This is a genomic window from Modicisalibacter xianhensis (genome assembly GCF_900113605.1).
Lineage (GTDB): Bacteria > Pseudomonadota > Gammaproteobacteria > Pseudomonadales > Halomonadaceae > Modicisalibacter > Modicisalibacter xianhensis.
Map to the genome: position 1 here is coordinate 1 of NZ_FOPY01000018.1, position 19,168 is coordinate 19,168.

Sequence of the window (19,168 nt, forward strand, 5' to 3'; positions counted from 1 at the left end):
ACCAAACTTGGCTCAAGGTTCAAACGTCTCTTTGACGAGTCGCTTGCCTTGATGATCGGTGACTGGTCACCGCCTCATCGACAAGCGCCCACATGAATTACCTGATCGATTGTTAAAGAGCGGCTCCGGGCTCTTATAAAGAGTGGAGCGTCGCAACCAAAGCGAGTCACTTGACTTTCGCTTCTCGCCCTGTCAGGGCGGCCTCGCTGCGAGAGAGGCGTATTCTACCGATCCGGGCCGCGCTGTCAAGCGCCGTGTTCGCCGTCATTTGCCAGCCTCAACCGGCCTGCCAGGCGAACCCCGTGTCGTGGCGGCGCAGTCTATCAGACCGGGCGTTTCCGTCAACCCGCGATCGTCACCGATGCGAGAAAAACCCCAACGAAAACAGCGCCTTGCGCCACTTTCACCGCCAGCGACGTGTGCCCGTCGTCAGCAGCGGATGCGTACTCTACGCGTCCCGATCGGGCCTGACAAGCCCTGTGTCATAAAAATTTGTCGGACGCGTCATGCGCCGGTCATCTTTCCGCCCGCCACGTTATCCACACCCCACTCGGCAGCCACGAGCCAAGACCGGCTGTGGATAACAAAACGCCCGCGCGAGGCGGGCGTCAACTGGAAGGTTAACCGTTCATTCACTCGGCTTTTCGGAAGCCACCTGATCGGGTGCTGGCTTGCCCTTGAGCTTGCGCATCGTCGCCATCACCGGGCCGGACGCCACATAGCAGCCGAAGAGAATCAGCAACATCACCGAGGGCTCCAGGGAGATCACCACGAAGCCCAGCACGATGGCAAGCAACGCAACAAAGGGTACAGGGCCCTTCAGGTCGATCTCCTTGAAGCTGTAATAGCGAATATTGCTAACCATCAATATCCCTGCGGCAGCCACGACCAACGTCATCAGCAGTTTGAAGGCAAACGCCTCGGCATCGAAATTATGAAACACCCAGACACAGCCAGCCACCAGCGCCGCTGCCGATGGGCTCGGTAGACCAATGAACCATTTCTTGTCAGTGGAGCCGATTTGCACGTTGAAGCGCGCCAGACGCAAGGCGGCACAGGCCACATAGACAAAAGCGGCAATCCAGCCAACCTTACCGACATCCTGAAGTATCCAGGTGAACGCGACCAACGCCGGAGCCACGCCGAATGAGAGCATATCCGCCAGACTGTCATATTCAGCCCCGAAAGCACTCTGGGTATTGGTCATCCGCGCCACGCGCCCGTCCAGGCCATCGAGCACCATCGAGACAAACACCGCGACAGCAGCGGCGGTGAAATCGCCATTGATAGCTGCAACCACCGCAAAGAAACCGGAAAACAAGGCCGAGGTCGTGAACAGGTTGGGCAGCAGGTAAATGCCTCGGCGCCGTATCTTCTTACCATTCTCCACCGTTTCCTCGACGACATCGGTTTCCCGAGCGAATTCAGAGAACTCGGAACTGAACTGATGATGCGCGGAGGAATCGGATTCGGGGTGCTTGCTGTCCTGGGTCATAAGGCCTCGTGGTCCGTTGCCATACTCGAGCATGAATTTGCATTCTACACTCTGCCGTCCCTAACGATAGGCGCTGACACGTTCCTTATGCCAACCTGAAACGATAAAGGCGCGGAAAATCCGCGCCTTTATCAGAGGTTGCCCAGCGAGTTTTCGCTCAGTTCTTGCTCTTGTCGACCAGCTGGTTGGCAGCGATCCAAGGCATCATGGAACGCAGCTTCTCGCCTACCTGCTCGATGGGATGCTCGGCGTTGAGACGACGACGGGCATGCATCGACGGATAGTTGGTGTTGCCTTCCTGGATGAACATCTTAGCGTATTCGCCAGTCTGGATGCGCTTGAGAGCATTGCGCATCGCGGCGCGAGATTCGTCATTGATGACCTCGGGACCAGTCACGTACTCGCCATACTCCGCATTGTTGGAGATGGAGTAGTTCATGTTGGCGATACCGCCTTCATACATCAGGTCGACGATCAGCTTGAGCTCATGCAGGCATTCGAAATAAGCCATTTCCGGCGCGTAGCCTGCTTCGGTCAGGGTCTCGAAACCGGCCTTGACCAGTTCGACCGCACCGCCGCACAACACGGCCTGTTCGCCGAACAGGTCGGTTTCGGTCTCATCCTTGAAGGTGGTCTCGATGATACCGGTACGCCCACCACCGATCGCCGCCGCGTAGGACAGGGCAATTTCCTTGGCCTGACCGGAGGCATCCTGCTGGATGGCAATCAGGTCGGGGATACCGCCACCCTTGGCGAACTCGGAGCGCACAGTGTGGCCCGGTGCCTTGGGAGCGATCATAATCACGTCGAGATCACTGCGTGGTACGATCTGGTTGTAGTGGATATTGAACCCGTGCGCGAAGGCCAGTGTCGCACCCTGCTTCAGGTTGGGCTCGATCTCGTTTTCGTAGATGGCCTTCTGATTCTCGTCGGGCGCCAGCACCATGACGACATCCGCCTCACGGCTGGCGTCGGCAACCGTGGCGACCTTGAGACCAGCGGCTTCGGCCTTGTTGGCGGAAGACGATCCGGCACGCAGGGCGACGGTCACGTCAACACCGGATTCCTTGAGGTTGTTGGCATGGGCATGGCCCTGGGAACCGTAACCGACGATCGCCACCTTCTTGGCCTGGATGAGCGAGAGGTCACAATCCTTATCGTAGTAAACGCGCATGTCTGGACTCCAATCGGCTAAGTGGGAAACGTGTCAGCGTTGATGGCCGCGCCGTCTTGTGCAGCGCTGGTGTTTTCATTGGCAGCCACGATACGCCAGGCACGGCATTGCGTAAAACGCTATATTTGCAATGCAACGATTCATAAAGTGAAATACAAATGGACATTCGCCCGTTACGCCACTTTCTGACGCTGGCCGATACGCTGCATTTCGGACGTGCCAGCGATGCCTGCCACGTCAGCCCATCCACGCTCAGCCGAACCGTTCAACAACTGGAGGATAGCTTGGGTGTGCGGCTTTTCGAGCGTGACAACCGGACGGTGCACTTGACGCGTGAAGGCCGCCTGTTCCAGCAGTACGCGCGCGATGCTCTCGAGCAATGGGAATTGCTGCGTCATTCCCTGATGGTGGAAGCCGGCGAGCTCGCCGGCGAGATCAGCATTTACTGCTCGGTCACTGCAAGCTACAGCTTTCTGTACGAGTTATTGAGCGAGTTTCGCCTGCGCTATCCGCGTATCGAACTTAAGTTGCATACCGGTGATCCTGCCGACGCCATAGGCCGCGTCCTGGGCGGTGAGGAGGATATGGCCATCACGGCGCGTCCCGAGACTCTGCCCGCCCAGCTCGCCTTCAAGCCCATCGCCGTATCGCCTCTGGTCTTCATCGCGCCCAGCGAAGCCGCCGACTGGCTACCGGCCTCGACGGCCCGCCCCAGCGCGGAGGAGTGGGCGCGTGCCCCAATGATACTCTCGGAATCGGGGTTGGCGCGCGAGCGTGCCGATGCCTGGTTTCGCCAGTTGGGTGTCAAGCCGCGTATCTATGCCCAGGTTGCTGGCAACGAGGCGATCGTCAGCATGGTAGGCCTGGGGTTCGGCATCGGCGTGGTTCCCAAGATCGTGCTCGACAACAGCCCCTTGGCCGATCGTGTGCGCCTGCTCGACGTCCAGCCGGAGTTGCCACCCTATGATGTGGGCCTGTGCGTCACCGAAAAGAAGTTGCGCAACCCCCTGATACGCGCCCTGTGGGAGCAGACGGCCGCCTGAACCGACGGGCACGAAAAAGCCGCCCCGAAGAGCGGCTTGAAGCTTGAAACAGGCATTGTCCTCAGAGGCTGAGGATCTTGTCGCCTCGCGATATCCCCGACACACCGGTACGTGCCACTTCGAGGATACCGATGGGAGCCATCGCCTGCAGGAAGGCATCCAGCTTGCCCGCATCGCCCGTGATCTGGACGGTATAGACACTCGGCGTAACGTCGACGATCTGGGCGCGAAAGATATCCGCCGTGCGCTTGACCTCGTCACGCTGTGCTCCCAGCGCCTTGACCTTGACCAGCATCAGCTCGCGCTCGATGTGGTTGCCTTCGGTCAGGTCGACCAACTTGACCACATCGATCAGCTTGTTGAGCTGCTTGGTGATCTGCTCGATGACCCGGTCGTCGCCTACCGTGGTCACGGTCAAACGCGATAGCGTACTGTCTTCCGTGGGTGCCACGTTCAGCGATTCGATGTTGAAGTTGCGTTGGGAGAACAGCCCCACCACGCGGGACAGGGCGCCAGGTTCGTTCTCCATCAGGATCGAGATGATATGGCGCATCAGGTCCGCTCCGTCTTCGAAAGCAGCATGTCACGCATGGAGCCCAGGGGCACCTGCATCGGATAGACGTGTTCGCGCGGGTCGACATAGATGTCGAGGAACACCAGCTCGTCCTTGTTGGCGAAAGCCCGCTCGAGCGCCGGCTCGAGATCCTCGGGACGCTCTACCTTCAGCGCGGTGAATCCGTAGGCCTCGATCAACTTCTGGAAGTCCGGCAACGACTCCATGTAGGAGTGGGCGTGTCGGGACTTGTAGTTCAAGTCCTGCCACTGGCGCACCATGCCCAGCGAACCGTTGTTGAGATTGACGATCTTCACGCCGACACCGAACTGCTTACAGGTCGACAGTTCCTGCATCATCATCTGGAAACTGCCTTCACCGGTAATACAGACCACGTCATCATCCGGATAACTGAGTTTGATGCCCATGGCCGCCGGGAAGCCGAAGCCCATGGTGCCCAGCCCGCCAGAAGTAATGAAGCGATTGGGCTTGTCGAACTTGTAGTATTGGGCCGCGAACATCTGGTGCTGACCGACATCCGTGGTCACGAACGCTTCGCCGCGGGTCATCCGACAGATCGTCTCGATCACCTGCTGGGGCTTGAGCGGCTCGCCGGGTTCGGCCGGCTCGTAGAGCTTGCCGCGCCGATCCTCGCGCCAGCCCTCGATCTTGTCCCACCATTCGCCGAGTGCCTCGGGATTGGCCGGCTCCCGCCCCTGTACGAGGCTGATCATCTCGTCGATGACGCTGCCCGCTGGACCAACGATGGGCACATCGGCGCGCACGGTCTTGGAAATCGAACTGGGGTCGATATCGACGTGAATGATCTTGGCGGTCGGACAGAACTTCGAGGTGTTGTTGGTGACGCGATCGTCGAAGCGCGCGCCAATGGCGATGATCAGGTCAGCATGGTGCATTGCCATGTTCGATTCGAACGAGCCATGCATGCCCAGCCAGCCCAGCGATTGACGGTCATTCTGTGGATAGGCACCAATGCCCATCAGCGTCGTGGTGATCGGGTACCCCAGGCGCTGCACGAGGTCGGTCAACCCTTCGCAGGCCTGCCCCGTTACCACGCCGCCACCGGTATAGAAGACCGGGCGACGCGCCTTGAGCATCATGTCCACGGCTTTCTTGATCTGGCCGGTATGACCGCGGGTGACCGGATTGTACGAGCGCAGCTTGACCTTCTTGGGATAGACGTACTCGTAGCGCTCGGTAGGGGCAGTCATGTCCTTGGGAATGTCGACTACCACCGGCCCGGGACGCCCCGATGCGGCCAAGTAGTATGCCTTCTTGAGGACCGTCGGGATTTCCGACGGGTGGCGAATCGAGAAGCTGTGCTTCACGATCGGCCGGGTCACCCCGATGATGTCGGTTTCCTGAAAGGCGTCTTCGCCGATCAGGTGGCTGGCGACCTGGCCACACAACACGACCATCGGAATCGAGTCCATGTAGGCCGTGGCAATCCCGGTCACGGCATTGGTCGCGCCGGGACCGGACGTCACCAGTACGGTGCCGGGCTTGCCCGAGGCCCGGGCATAGCCGTCCGCAGCATGGGTCGCAGCCTGTTCATGACGTACGAGGATATGTTTAACATCGTCCTGACGAAACAGCGCATCGTAGATATGCAACGCCGCTCCGCCCGGATAGCCGTAGATATATTCCACGCCCTCATCCTTCAGGAAGCGGGCGATCATATCGGCGCCGGAAAGCAGTTCCACAGTTGGTATCTCCCCTGGAGGTCTCGAGTGCCAATTCGCCCCCTGGCGCGGTGGCGAATATCGAGTGCGGCGGTACGCCGCTGCCGGCCCAATGCCGGCACCTGATGCCAAACCCTGGCGTTGTCCGACCCGGATAGGGCCTGCACTCTTCATCGCGACGGATCGCCGCGTCGGGGGTTAGGCCAGGCCAGGCGGTTAGCCCGGGCCCGGAAAGTCCTTAACAGGCGGGTAAAGGTCGACGGACCTACCCTTCACGCGGCATTCGGGGATCGCCCGTCAGCGCCACGCCCATGAATCAGGAACCGACAAGATTCCAATAGCCCCCGGCCAGTGTCAACCGCGAATCCATGGCCAGGCGTACAAAGCCTGGCCTTATCGGGGCATTGAATATGAACATTTCGCCATAAGCTTGAAGGCCAAACGGTCTTTCTCATATGTTGTCAGATATCACTTAGACGAAAGTCGAAACCCGAAGGGAGGTAAGTGATGCGGGGTGCGATGCAGAATCGGTGGCCACTCCAGACATTCGAAGCACCTCATGGCGGCACGGCCTGCATGCCGGGCCACCCTCAGGATGGCAGTGCCTGCGTCAAGCCCTTGGAGAGCCTCGCGGCACCTCTCGAGGCGCATATCACGCTCCCCCCCAACCTGCTGTGGGGCGAGTTGTTCTATGCTGTCCAGGAGTGCCAGATCTATTCGGACAGCAAAACTTTCGTGGATCTCGTCCCCAACAACACGCCCGAAGTGATTCTCGATGAGTTTCATCGGCTCAAGGGGGATCCCAGCTTCGATGATGCCGCCCTCAAGGCATTCGTCGATACGCACTTCACCTCGGATGCGCTGCCCGAAGAAGCCTACTGCGCCGAGCCGGGGCGCGCCATCGAAACGCATATCGATGCCTTGTGGTCGTCATTGACCCGCCATCCCCGGCGCGAGGCACCGCCGCTATCCTCACGCTTGCGCCTGCGCTACCCCTATCTGATCCCTGGTGGGCGATTCAACGAGATCTACTACTGGGACTCGTATTTCATCATGCTGGGTCTCGAGGAGAGTGGACGGCACGACCTGGCCTGCAACTTGGTGCACAACCTCGCGCACCTGATCCGGGAGTACGGTCATGTGCCTAATGGCAACCGCACCTACTACCTGACCCGCTCGCAGCCGCCCATGTTCGCGAGCATGGTCAAGCGCCTTGCCGAACGCCATGATCGCCACGCCTATCAGCGCTTTCTGCCGGAAATGGAACGGGAGTACGCCTATTGGATGGATGGCGAGGACAGCCTGGCACCCGGCCAGGCTCACCGGCGCCTGGTCAGGCTGGCCGACGGCACGTTGCTCAACCGCTACTGGGATGATCTGTGCATTCCCCGCCAGGAATCCCATCATGAAGACATCGGCACTGCCGAGGCCGGTACATGTCCGCATATCGACGTCTGGCGTAACTTGCGAGCCGGCGCGGAAAGTGGCTGGGACTATTCCTCGCGCTGGCTGGCTGACGATGCCGAACTGAGCACGATCCGTACGGTCGACATCTTGCCGGTGGATCTCAATACCTTGCTGCACCACCTCGAGACGACCCTGGCCCAGGCTTATACGCTAAACGGTCAACATGACCGTGCACGCCACTATCGTGACCGGGCCGACGCTCGCCGCGAGGCCATTCATGCCTATTGCTGGGACGAGGCCCAGGCACGTTTTGGCGATTACCTATGGCATGAAGGTGGCCTGACCCCCAGTATCCATGGTGCCATCGCCTTCCCGCTGTATTACGGGATTGCCACGCCCCATCAGGCAGAGCTGACGGCCAGGCTACTCGAGCGCGAACTGCTCCAGGCCGGGGGCCTGGCAGCGACAAACCGACATACCGGCCAGCAATGGGATGCGCCCAACGGCTGGGCCCCGCTGCAGTGGGTCGCCATCAACGGCCTGCGCGACTATGGCGAACACGCCCTGGCGCGGACCATCGCCGAACGCTGGATCGCCACCAACCTGCAGCGCTATACCCTGGAGCACAAGCTGCTCGAGAAATACGACGTCTTTACCAACCGCCACGCTGGCGGCGGTGAATATCCCGCCCAGGACGGGTTCGGCTGGACCAACGGCGTGCTGCGCAAGCTGATGGCGCTTTATCCCCAGACGCAGACGATCCCCGACCCCATCTTGCTCGCCTAGTGCCAACCGGAGCGAAGCCAGCCTTGGGCTTCGCCTTCTTTCTGCTCCGATCCTCTTGGAACTCCTGACTAAAGTCTAAGGAATTGGGTTCGCATCCCGTTCGGGTTACTGCTGTAATCAGGTGGGTGACACGATTCATCTAACACAAACAAGCACTAGGCCCCGCGGAGGGGCTTTTACAGCAGCACACGGTGACACGATTCACTTAAAACAATACATACGGGGGATACCCATGTCTCGCATCATACAATGGTCGATTACGGTTGCATTGGCCGGCTTTCTATTCGGCTTCGATACCGCCGTGATCTCGGGAGCCGACAAGCCCATCCAGACCCTATGGGGTCTTAGCGATTTTCAGCACGGCCTGATCATCATGTCGATGGCCTTATGGGGGACAGTCATTGGCGCCATCTTTGGCAACTGGCCTACTGACCGCCTGGGCCGCCGCACCACGCTGCTCCTGATTGGCCTGCTCTACCTGGTTTCGGCCCTGGGCTCGGCCCTGGCCACCGACCCTTACGTATTTTCGTTCTTCCGTTTCATCGGAGGCCTGGGCGTAGGAGCCTCATCCGTGGCAGCGCCAGCCTACATTTCCGAAATCGCCCCCGAAAAACATCGCGGCAAGCTGGTCGGGCTGTACCAGTTCAACATCGTGTTCGGCATCCTGATGGCTTTCGTATCGAATTACTTTATCGGCTTCATGGGCGAAGGAGCCTGGCGGTGGATGCTGGGTATCGAAGCCGTGCCGGCACTGCTTTACACGCTGATGATTGTCCGAGTGCCGCGCAGCCCACGCTGGCTGCTGCTGCAGCGTAACGACGCGGCCGGCGCTGCCGAAATCATTCGCCAGATCGATCCCGAATGCGATGTCGATGAGGCGATTGCCACCATGCGAGCCTCATCAAGTAGTGATCGGCACCAGGCTGCACCCTTGTTTACCATGCGTCATCACCTGCCGATCCTGTTCGCCTTCCTCATCGCCTTCTTCAATCAATTTTCAGGTATCAATTTCATCATTTATTACGCACCTCGTATCCTCGAGTCCGCCGGGCTGGGCAGTAGCGCTGCCCTGCTCTCTTCCGCCGGGATCGGGGTTATCAATCTGATATTCACCCTGCTGGGCATGGCCCTGATCGACCGCCTCGGTCGGCGCACACTGATTTTCATCGGATCGATCGGCTACCTGATCTCACTGACTCTGGTCTCTCGCGCCTTCTTCCTGGAGGACTTTGGTGGGCCGGGTGTACCGATGCTGCTGGGCCTGTTCATCGCGGCCCATGCCATTGGCCAGGGTGCCGTGATCTGGGTATTCATTGCCGAAATATTTCCCAACCACCTACGCGCTCGTGGCCAGTCGTTCGGCAGCTCAGTGCACTGGGTCTGCGCGGCCCTGATTACCTTAGTGATGCCGTGGGTTCTGAGTACCTTCAGCGGCGGGCCGGTGTTCGCCTTTTTCGCGGTAATGATGTTGCTGCAGCTGGTCTTCGTGCTGTTCTTCATGCCCGAAACCAAAGGGGTATCTCTCGAGGCGCTTCAGCAGCGCCTGCTCCAGGGCCCACTTGCCGGGACAGCAATGGCTAAGGCCAGAACACCTGCCGGCGAATGAGCCTGTCACGTAAGCATAAAAAGGCCCGCCATCAGGCGGGCCGAGCAGGTCGTAGGACGCGACCGGAAGGGGTTACTTGGTAAAGACAAGATGGCCGTCTTCGGCTGTCACGCGGATCGTGTCGCCGGGAGCAAACCGCCCTGCCAGCAGATCCTGCGCCAGCGGGTTCTCGATGCGGCTCTGGATTGCTCGCTTGAGCGGACGTGCGCCAAAGACCGGGTCGAAGCCCACCACTGCCAGCTGGGCCATGGCATCGTCGCTAACCTCGAGCTTGAGTTCGCGCTCGGCCAGGCGGGCACGCAAGCGGTCGAGCTGGATGCTGGCGATCGCCTGGATCTGATCCTGTCCCAGGGCATGGAAGACCACCACCTCATCGATGCGGTTGATCAGTTCGGGGCGGAAGTGAGCGCCCACCACCTCCATGACCGCATCCTTCATCCGAGTGTAGTCGCTATCGTCGCCCCCAAAGCGCTGGATGATATCGGAGCCCATGTTCGAGGTCATGACGATTACCGTATTGCGGAAGTCCACGGTGCGTCCCTGACCGTCGGTCAGGCGCCCGTCCTCCAACACTTGCAGCAGGATGTTGAAGACATCCGGATGCGCCTTCTCGACCTCGTCGAGCAGTAGCACCGAATAGGGCTTGCGACGCACGGCCTCGGTCAGGTAACCGCCCTCCTCGTAGCCGACATAGCCCGGCGGCGCCCCGATCAGCCGCGCCACGGAGTGCTTCTCCATGAACTCGGACATGTCGATGCGCACCATGGCCTCCTCGGTATCGAAGAGGAAATTGGCCAGCGACTTGCACAGCTCGGTCTTGCCGACACCGGTCGGGCCGAGGAACAGGAACGAGCCGTTGGGGCGGTTGGGGTCGGCGAGGCCCGCCCGCGAGCGGCGTACCGCGTTGGCCACGGCATTGACCGCCTCGTCCTGGCCAATGACTCGCTCGTGCAGCGCCTCTTCCATGCGCAGCAGTTTCTCGCGCTCGCCCTCGAGCATCTTGGCCACCGGGATGCCGGTCCAGCGTGATACGACTTCGGCAATCTCTTCCTCGGTGACATTGGAACGCAACAGCACGTGCTGCGAGGTATCAGTGGATCCATCGCCTTCACCGGCCTCGGCGATCTTCTTCTCGAGCGAGGGAATCACCCCGTACTGCAGTTCGGACATGCGGCCCAGATCCCCCTGGCGACGTGCCGCCTCGAGGTCGATGCGCGCCTGTTCGAGTTCCGCCTTGTACTGGGCTGCCCCCTGAATGCTGGCTTTCTCGGCCTTCCAGACTTCCTCGAGATCGGCATACTCACGCTCGAGCTCGCCAATCTGCTCCTCGAGCCCTTCGAGTCGCTTGCGCGAGGCCTCGTCGGTCTCCTTCTTGAGCGCCTCGCGCTCCATCTTGAGCTGGATCAGGCGCCGGTCGAGGCGATCCATTTCTTCCGGCTTGGAGTCGAGCTCCATACGAATGCGCGACGCTGCCTCGTCGATCAGATCGATGGCCTTGTCGGGCAACTGGCGGTCGGTGATGTAACGCTGCGACAGCTTGGCAGCGGCAATGATCGCGCCATCGGTGATGTCCACACCATGGTGCACCTCGTAGCGCTCCTTGAGGCCACGCAGGATGGCGATGGTGTCCTCTTCCGTAGGCTCGTCGACCAGCACCTTCTGGAAACGACGCTCCAGCGCGGCATCCTTCTCGATGTACTTGCGGTACTCATCGAGGGTGGTCGCGCCCACGCAGTGCAGTTCGCCGCGCGCCAGCGCCGGCTTGAGCATATTGCCGGCATCCATGGCGCCTTCGGCCTTGCCGGCACCGACCATGGTGTGCAGCTCGTCGATGAATAGAATGACCCGGCCTTCTTCCTTGGCCAGCTCGTTGAGTACCGCCTTCAGGCGTTCCTCGAATTCACCGCGGAACTTGGCCCCGGCCAGCAGCGCGCCCATGTCCAGCGCCAGCACGCGCTTGTCCTTGAGTCCTTCCGGCACTTCGCCGTTGATGATGCGCTGGGCCAAACCCTCGACGATGGCTGTCTTGCCCACCCCGGGCTCGCCGATCAGCACCGGGTTGTTCTTGGTACGCCGCTGCAGTACCTGGATGGTGCGACGGATCTCGTCGTCGCGACCGATGACCGGATCGAGCTTGCCGTCGGCAGCCCGCGCAGTCAGGTCGAGGGTATACTTGTCGAGCGCCTCGCGGTTGTCCTCGGCGCCGGCATCGTCGACCTTGGCGCCACCACGCAGGCTGTCGATGGCAGCGACCACAGCCTTCTTTGTCAGGCCGGCCTGGGTCAGCACCTTGCTGACCGCATGGTTCATTTCCAGCGCCGCGAGTAGGACCAATTCGCTGGCGATGTACTGGTCACCACGCGCCTGGGCTTCGCGATCGGCCAGGTTGAACAGCCGGGCCAGGTCCTGGCTCATGGTCACGTTGCCATCGAACTGGCCTACCTTGGGCAGGTTGTCGAGATACTCGACCAGACCGTCACGCAGGCGCGCGACATCGCCGCCGGCCTTCTGGACGAGCCCCTTGATGCCGCTGTCGCGGGCATCGAGCAGGGCTACCAGTACATGGCCCGGATCGAGCTGATTATGTCCACGGCCTACGGCGAGCGATTGCGCCTCGGCCAGAGCGTTCTGCAACTTGCTGGTCATGCGATCGATTCGCATCGAAAACCTCCATTGGGGTGATGGTGCGTTCGGACGCGCCACAGTCCCTGATTCATGTTGACTTACTCTATGGAGGTATGGTGGATGCGTTTCAAGTCGTTCGGCCGGGAAAAGAATTCACCCTTGATTGGGATCAAGGGTGAGGCACAAGGGAAATATCTCGTGCTCAGCGCAGCCAGATGACGCTGGCCATTCGTCCCGTCACGCCGTCATCCCGCCGATGGGAGTAGAAGCGCGATTCGCTTGCCGTGCAGAAATGCCCACCGCTGATGTGCGAGACGCCCAGGCGCTCGAGACGCAGTCGCGCCAGGCGGTAGAGGTCTCCCATGTAGTGCCCCAGGCGGTAGGGGCTATGGTCGAAGGCACTGGCGGCTTCGGGCTGGACCGCGACGAAGGCGTCGAAGACCTCCTTGCCGACTTCAAACTGGGCGTTGGAGATAGCCGGGCCGAGCCAGGCCATGACGTCGTCTGGAGGACAACCCAACGCCGCCACACTTGCCTCCAGCACACCGCCGGCAAGACTGCGCCAGCCAGCATGTGCCAGGCCAACCCGGGTACCGCGTCGGTCGCACAGGAACACCGGCAGGCAATCGGCGGTAAGAATCACGCAGGCATGCCGTTTATCGAACGCCACGGCAGCATCGGCCTTGGGCGGCGCCTCGGCGAACTCGGGCTGGTACTGCTGGACGACGTTGGCGCCATGCACCTGGTCGAGCCACAGCAGGGGACGCCGGTCATCGAGTTGCTCGATGAGCAAGTCGCGACACAGCGCGACCGTCGCGGGGTCGTCACCGACATGCATGGCCGGATTGAAGGCAGCATAAGGCCCCTGGCTGGGGCCAGTCTCCCGGGTGGTGACGAACGCGCCGACGGTACTAGGGGCCGGCCAGTCAGGCAGCAGCAGGGTCGGCTGGTTGCTCATGTGCGCTCCTCGCTATCGACTCGCAGGTAATCGAGCAGCATCAGCAGATCGTCGGGCAAGTCGGCGCGAAATTCCACTGTCTCGCCATGACGCGGGTGAATGAAGGCCAGCTTGCGCGCATGCAATGCCTGACGCGGGAATTCACGGAGGATTTCCTTGAGCGTCTCCGAGGCACCGGCAGGCACCTTGAAGCGTCCGCTGTAGAGCGCATCGCCGATCAGCGGAAAGCGCCGATAGGCCATGTGGACGCGAATCTGGTGAGTACGTCCGGTTTCGAGTCGGCAGCGCACGTGCGTATGTCCGCGAAAGCGTTCGACGACCCGGTAGTGGGTCACCGCCGGCTTACCCGACTCGGTGACCGCCTGACGCTTGCGGTCCTTGGGATGGCGGCCGATGGGCGCATCCACGGTCCCGCCGGCCGTCATCACGCCAATGGCTACGGCGTCGTACTCCCGCGACACGGTGCGCGCCTGGAGTTGTTCGACCAGCGATGTCTGCGCCGGCAATGTCTTGGCCACGACCATCAGGCCACTGGTGTCCTTGTCGAGGCGATGCACGATCCCCGCACGGGGTACCGCTGCCAGCGACGGGCAATGATGCAGCAAGGCGTTGAGCAGTGTGCCATCCGGGTTGCCTGCAGCCGGATGCACCACCAGGCCCGGCGGCTTGTTGATGACCAGTACATCCTCGTCCTCGTGCACGATCTCCAGGTCGATGGCCTGGGGCTCCCAGCGCACCTCGGACTCCAGAACGGCATCAAGCGTCAGGCGCTCGCCGCCGTAGACCTTATCCTTGGGGCGGGCCTGGGCGCCGTCCAGGGTCAGCGCGCCCTGCTTGATCCAGCTCTTGAGACGCTCGCGGGAATAGTCGGGAAACAGCTCCGCTGCGGCCTGATCGAGGCGCATGCCGACCATGGCATCGGGGATACGTTCGTCGCGATGAAGGGTTTCTGACATAGTGGGCGGATTGCCTGTGAGTTTCGCCCCTGCGGGCCTTTGCTTTATAGTGAGCCGGATTCGGCCGATTCGAGGCCCTGTACGACGCTCGGCGAACATTGGCCAGACGAGGCAAAAGACAGCGAAAAAGCGGAGTTTACCTGAGGTGAACGCGTATTTTGAGCCGTTTTTCCCTGCCATAGGGTCGGGCGTAAACGATTCGTACACAGCCTAGCATGGCCCACGTAGATTGCTCGATACGAGGATGATGATGCGCGTTTCTTCCCTTGCTGCCGTGGCGCTGACTGCCGCCCTCCTGGCCGGCTGCGCCAGCACCGAGGTCGCCCCCGACCTGCAGGAACAGGAGCTCTACCAAGAGGCTCAGTCCTCCCTGGATGCCGGGCGCTATACCCGGGCCGTCGAGCAGCTCGAAGCCCTGGATACCCGTTTTCCCTTCGGCAACTACGCCGAGCAGGCTCAACTCGAACTGATTTACGCCTATTACCAGGTCGACAACTGGGAAGCCGCCCGCGCCGCCGCCAGCCGTTTCATCCGCCTGCACCCGGACCACCCCCAGGTGGACTACGCCTATTACATGCGTGGCCTGGCCGCCTACCAGGCGGGCCGCTTCAGTCTCGAGGGCATGGAGCTGATCGACATCTCCAAGCGCGACCTGGGCGCATCGCGGGATGCCTACGTGGACTTCGGCGAACTGGTGCGCCGCTATCCCGACAGCCCGTATGCCGCCGATGCACGCCAGCGCATCATCTACCTGCGCAATGTCATGGCGCGTCACGAGCTACAGGTGGCCGACTTCTACCTGCGCAAGGGAGCCTATGTCGCCGCTGTCGAGCGCGGGCGCTGGGTGATCGAGCACTACCCGCAGGCCACCGCCACACGCGATGCTCTGGCGGTGATGGTCGAAGGCTACCTGGGCATGGGGATGCGCGACCGCGCCAGGGAGGTACTGGCCACGCTGATCGAGAACGATCCTGACAACGAACGACTCGACGGCAATACCTTCGAACCCGAGCACGTCGACGCCGACCCGCTCAGGCTGTAATCACGTCGCCTCCTTCGGCTTCGGCGGCCTGGTCCGCCGAAGCCGTCATTCATTCGCCGGGCTGCCAGCCATTGACCACCGGGTAGCGCCTGTCGCGACCAAAACCGCGCACCGTGACACGCACGCCGATCGGCGCCTGCCGCCGCTTGTACTCGCTGCGATCGACCAGCTTCACGACCTTGTAGACGTCTTCGGAGGCAAAGCCTGCGTCAATGATAGCCTCCGCGCTCATGTCGCCCTCGATGTATCGTTCGAGAATGGCATCGAGAACGTCGTAACCGGGTAGTGAATCGCTGTCTTGCTGGTCGGGAGCCAGTTCCGCCGACGGCGGACGTGTGATGACCCGCTCGGGAATTGTCGCACCTTGGGTGTTACGCCACCTGGCCAGGCGATAGACCCACGTCTTGTAGACGTCCTTCAGTGCGTTATAGCCTCCCACCATGTCGCCGTAGAGCGTGGCGTAGCCGACCGCCATCTCGCTCTTGTTACCAGTGGTCAGGACCATTAATCCCTTCTTGTTGGAGATGGCCATCAGCAGCACGCCGCGGCAACGTGACTGCAAATTTTCCTCGGTGGTGTCCTTCTCCGTACCGGCGAAGCTGTCGGCCAGTGTCTCGGTGAATGCCTCGACCATCGGCGCGATCGGCAGCACTTCGTAGTGCACGCCAAGCATGCGCGCCTGTTCGGCGGCATCGGCCTGGGAGATGTCCGCCGTGTAGTGGTAGGGCATCATCACGGCATGGACACGCTCAGGTCCCAGCGCATCCACGGCGATGGCCAGCGACAGGGCTGAATCGATGCCTCCCGAGAGACCAAGCACGACGCCCTGAAAACCGCTCTTGTTGACGTAGTCGCGCAGCCCGGTGACCAATGCGCAGTACAGGTTGTCTTCGGCCTCAGCCACAGGCTCGCACTCGCCAGGCTCGGGGTACCACGCGCCGTCGCGTTGCACGAGGCGCACGGGCATCAGCCCGACCTGCCAGTGTGGTGCCTGCACGCATAGCTTGCCCTGGGCATCGATCACCAATGAGCCGCCATCGAATACCAGCTCGTCCTGACCGCCAATCTGATTGACATAGACCAGCGGACGCTGAACCTCCTGCGCCCGGCCGGCGAGCAACTTGATGCGTTCGGTGGGCTTGTCCTGATGGAAGGGCGAGGCATTGAGGGTAATCAGCACGTCGGCCCCTGCTTCCTCGGCCTGTCGCACCGGTTTACCTTCCCAGATATCCTCGCAGATCAGGATGCCCAGGCGGGCGCCACGATGCTTGATAACCAGCGGGCGCTCACCTGAGGTGAAGTAGCGACGTTCATCGAATACCTGATAGTTGGGCAATGCCTGCTTGGCATATTCGCCCTGCCACTCGCCATTGAGAAGCACGCCTGCCAAGTTGTAGTAGCCGCCCTCCCTACGCCCCGGATAACCGACGATCACCATTACATCCCGGGCCACCTTTTCGGCCATGCGCTGGCGGGCCTCGGCCAGCCGGGTTTCCATCGAGGCGCGCAGTAGCAGATCCTCCGGGGGATAACCGGTCAGGAACAGTTCGGGCAACACCACGACATCGGCCTTGTGTTCGATGCGCGCCTCGCGGACGGCCTCGATGGCGCGGTCGGTATTGCCGGGAATGTCACCGACCAGGGGATCCAGCTGGGCCATTACCAGGGTCAGGTCTTGCATGGCGGGTTGCTTCCTTGAATTGGCTGGGACGTGCGAGGTCTATAAGATAAGCGTCTCGACTCATTGTCCCGCAAGGGCTGCGCGGAGGCAAAAACGCCTGCCGGTCACAGGTCCACAGGGGGTCAACCTAGGATGAATCTCTTGATTATACGTCTGGTCATCTTCGTGGTGCTTTTCTGGGCCGGTTTGAAGCTCTACCGAATGTACCGCGACTGGAAGCTAGAGCAGGACGAAGAGACCCGGCGCCAGCAACAACTCGACAACGGCCGAATGGTGCGCTGCAGCTTGTGCCGGGTTCACCTGCCAGAGGACGAAGCACTGAGCCAGGACGGGCGCTGGTTCTGCAGCCGCGAGCATCGCGACCGCTACCTCGAACAGCAGCCCCCGGCCTGACAGGCTCGCTTCGACAGTTCCGATCTAGGCCGGCAGCCGGTACGGTTCGGGATCGACAATTGGTGTGCGTCCCAGCAACGCATCCACCAGCAGTCGCGTCGATGCCGGTGCCAGCACCAGCCCATTACGGTAATGACCGGCGTTGACGGAAAGCCCCTGAAGCCCCGGCGCGGCACCGATGAAGGGAATGCCATCCGGCGATCCCGGCCGCAGCCCTGCCCAGTGGTGTTCCACCGGGCACTGCGCCAAGGCGGGGATGATGCATAGAGCACTGGCATGGAGTGATTCGCGCGCCTCGGCGGTAGTGGCCTTGTCGTACCCCACGTCCTCGAGTGTCGATCCGGCCAGGATTCGACCGTCATTGCGAGGAATGACGTAGCGACCGTCCATCAGCACGACTCGCTCCACCAGCCCCGGTGGGGCCTTGAAGAGAATCATCTGCCCCTTGACCGGGCGCACCGGCAGATCGATGCCGACCGTTCCCAGCAGTTGCCCGGCCCAGGCCCCACCGCACACGATAGTGTGTTCGGCGCTCAACTGCCCGTCGCGGCTAGCCACACCTACCACCCGGTCTCCCTCGGTCAACAGACGTTCGACCGCCACGCCCTCACGCAATTCGACCTTCGGCATCGCTTCCAGACGGGCCCGCAAGGCCTGCACCAGCCGCGGGTTGCGAATACTACCCAAGGTCGGCATCCACAGGCCGTTCTCGAATCCCGGCGCTGCCTGGGGCTCCTTGGCATAGAGGAAATCGGCGCCGACCCGCTCCAGGGGCTTGCCGACCTCGCGGGCCCACTCGAGTGCACGGGCTTCATCGTCGACGCGCAGATAGAGCAGCCCCTTCTGGCGATATTCCGGGTCGATGCCCGTTTCTTCCAGCAGGCGCAGCGACAGTTCGGGATAGAACCCTTCGGACCAGCGTGACAATTGCGAAATGGGCATGCTGTAGCGCCAGGGATACAACGGTGAGACGATCCCGCCCCCCGCCCAGGAGGCTTCGCGCCCACACTCGCCCCGCTCGACCAGTGTGACCCGGTGGCCAGCATCAGCCAATTGCAGAGTCGTCATCATGCCGATGACGCCACCGCCCACTACCAGAAAATCTCTCACGACAGGTTCCGCCCTCGCTTACATGGATTACACCCTGCATCCCGCACAATGCAGCGATGCCAAACGATACCACTCACGCCCCGCGGATGCGCCCGGGTGCGACAATGCGCAACCGGTGCCAATCGCGTCGCCACGCTCATGCCGGCTTCACGCTGATCGAACTGCTGGTGGCCATTGCTGTGCTCGTCATCATGGCGACCTGGGCGGTGCCCAGCTACCAGCAGTTCGTGGCACGCAACGAAGTAGCCGTCGAGGTCATGCGCCTGAGGACAGCACTGGCCCAGGCCAGGAACACAGCCGTCACGCGCCGGCGAACGATCACGGTCTGCCCGAGCCATGACCAGGTGGAATGCCTGGCGGACTGGACGGCACCGCTGATGATTCTGGATGGGCTTGCCGACGGCGGCTATCGGAAAGGGAGCGAAACGCTATTGAAGGTCCTCCCGGCGAGTGACGTTGCCAGCCTCACCTTTCGCAACGACTACCGGTTCGTGCGCTTTCCCTCGACGGGTTGGCCACGAGGGTATAATGGGACATTTACTGTGTGCGGGCATGACGGACGAGGGGCTCAACTCATCATGAGCAATTTGGGACGGGTCAGAACGACGTCACTCGACGTCTGCAACGAGTAACTGG

Annotated in this window: 15 protein-coding genes; 6 read left to right on the forward strand and 9 right to left on the reverse strand. The window is 61.5% G+C overall.

Annotated features, from left to right (window positions below; translation table 11 throughout):
* Positions 1 to 628 precede the first annotated feature (628 nt).
* Positions 629 to 1,495, reverse strand: coding sequence for a CDP-diacylglycerol--serine O-phosphatidyltransferase (pssA, locus tag BM194_RS17720; RefSeq protein WP_092849598.1), 867 nt, complete (start codon positions 1,493 to 1,495; stop codon positions 629 to 631).
* Positions 1,496 to 1,652: 157 nt separating this feature from the next.
* Positions 1,653 to 2,669: a ketol-acid reductoisomerase gene (ilvC, locus tag BM194_RS17725; protein ID WP_092849600.1), complete on the reverse strand. Its 1,017-nt coding sequence runs from the start codon at positions 2,667 to 2,669 to the stop codon at positions 1,653 to 1,655.
* Between the two features lie 158 nt (positions 2,670 to 2,827).
* On the opposite strand from ilvC, the gene ilvY reads away from it, so the two are divergent.
* Positions 2,828 to 3,712, forward strand: a complete 885-nt coding sequence (gene ilvY, locus BM194_RS17730; RefSeq protein WP_092849603.1) for an HTH-type transcriptional activator IlvY — start codon at positions 2,828 to 2,830, stop codon at positions 3,710 to 3,712.
* A gap of 61 nt (positions 3,713 to 3,773) precedes the next feature.
* Here the strand turns inward: ilvY and ilvN are convergent, their stop codons facing one another.
* Both ilvN and BM194_RS17740 read right to left on the reverse strand, forming a co-directional pair.
* Entirely contained in the window at positions 3,774 to 4,265 is a 492-nt protein-coding gene (gene ilvN / locus BM194_RS17735) for an acetolactate synthase small subunit (RefSeq protein WP_092849606.1), read from the reverse strand.
* Entirely contained in the window at positions 4,265 to 5,989 is a 1,725-nt protein-coding gene (locus BM194_RS17740; protein ID WP_092849608.1) for an acetolactate synthase 3 large subunit, read from the reverse strand. Before BM194_RS17740 ends, ilvN begins: the two co-directional genes overlap by 1 nt.
* Positions 5,990 to 6,475: 486 nt before the next feature.
* Here BM194_RS17740 and treF point away from each other — a divergent pair, with 486 nt between their 5' ends.
* A complete protein-coding gene (gene treF, locus BM194_RS17745) occupies positions 6,476 to 8,161 on the forward strand; it encodes an alpha,alpha-trehalase TreF (protein WP_092849610.1) in 1,686 nt (561 codons plus the stop codon).
* Positions 8,162 to 8,393: 232 nt separating this feature from the next.
* Positions 8,394 to 9,767 carry a sugar porter family MFS transporter gene (locus BM194_RS17750; RefSeq protein WP_092849613.1) on the forward strand — a complete coding sequence of 458 codons (1,374 nt, stop codon included), beginning with the start codon at positions 8,394 to 8,396 and terminating at the stop codon, positions 9,765 to 9,767.
* A 72-nt stretch (positions 9,768 to 9,839) separates the two neighbouring features.
* Here the strand turns inward: BM194_RS17750 and clpB are convergent, their stop codons facing one another.
* From clpB to rluD, 3 genes are all read right to left on the reverse strand, one after another.
* A complete protein-coding gene (gene clpB / locus BM194_RS17755) occupies positions 9,840 to 12,428 on the reverse strand; it encodes an ATP-dependent chaperone ClpB (RefSeq protein WP_092849615.1) in 2,589 nt (862 codons plus the stop codon).
* A gap of 166 nt (positions 12,429 to 12,594) precedes the next feature.
* Entirely contained in the window at positions 12,595 to 13,350 is a 756-nt protein-coding gene (pgeF, locus tag BM194_RS17760) for a peptidoglycan editing factor PgeF (protein ID WP_092849617.1), read from the reverse strand.
* Entirely contained in the window at positions 13,347 to 14,306 is a 960-nt protein-coding gene (gene rluD / locus BM194_RS17765; protein ID WP_092849620.1) for a 23S rRNA pseudouridine(1911/1915/1917) synthase RluD, read from the reverse strand. The genes pgeF and rluD overlap by 4 nt, the downstream gene beginning before the upstream one ends.
* A gap of 250 nt (positions 14,307 to 14,556) precedes the next feature.
* Here rluD and BM194_RS17770 point away from each other — a divergent pair, with 250 nt between their 5' ends.
* Positions 14,557 to 15,348: an outer membrane protein assembly factor BamD gene (locus tag BM194_RS17770; RefSeq protein ID WP_092849713.1), complete on the forward strand. Its 792-nt coding sequence runs from the start codon at positions 14,557 to 14,559 to the stop codon at positions 15,346 to 15,348.
* A 49-nt stretch (positions 15,349 to 15,397) separates the two neighbouring features.
* On the opposite strand, the gene BM194_RS17775 is transcribed toward BM194_RS17770, so the two are convergent.
* Positions 15,398 to 17,029 (reverse strand): NAD+ synthase, encoded by a 1,632-nt coding sequence (locus BM194_RS17775; protein WP_092849623.1) that lies wholly within the window; start codon positions 17,027 to 17,029, stop codon positions 15,398 to 15,400.
* 132 nt (positions 17,030 to 17,161) lie between these two features.
* Here BM194_RS17775 and BM194_RS17780 point away from each other — a divergent pair, with 132 nt between their 5' ends.
* Positions 17,162 to 17,422, forward strand: coding sequence for a PP0621 family protein (locus tag BM194_RS17780; RefSeq protein WP_092849627.1), 261 nt, complete (start codon positions 17,162 to 17,164; stop codon positions 17,420 to 17,422).
* Between the two features lie 24 nt (positions 17,423 to 17,446).
* On the opposite strand, the gene thiO is transcribed toward BM194_RS17780, so the two are convergent.
* The gene (thiO, locus tag BM194_RS17785) at positions 17,447 to 18,532 is read right to left on the reverse strand and encodes a glycine oxidase ThiO (RefSeq protein ID WP_092849630.1); all 1,086 of its coding nucleotides are present in this window, start codon (positions 18,530 to 18,532) and stop codon (positions 17,447 to 17,449) included.
* A gap of 104 nt (positions 18,533 to 18,636) precedes the next feature.
* Between thiO and BM194_RS17790 the strand changes: the two genes are divergently transcribed.
* Positions 18,637 to 19,164, forward strand: coding sequence for a GspH/FimT family pseudopilin (locus BM194_RS17790; RefSeq protein WP_177223462.1), 528 nt, complete (start codon positions 18,637 to 18,639; stop codon positions 19,162 to 19,164).
* Positions 19,165 to 19,168: the final 4 nt, after the last annotated feature.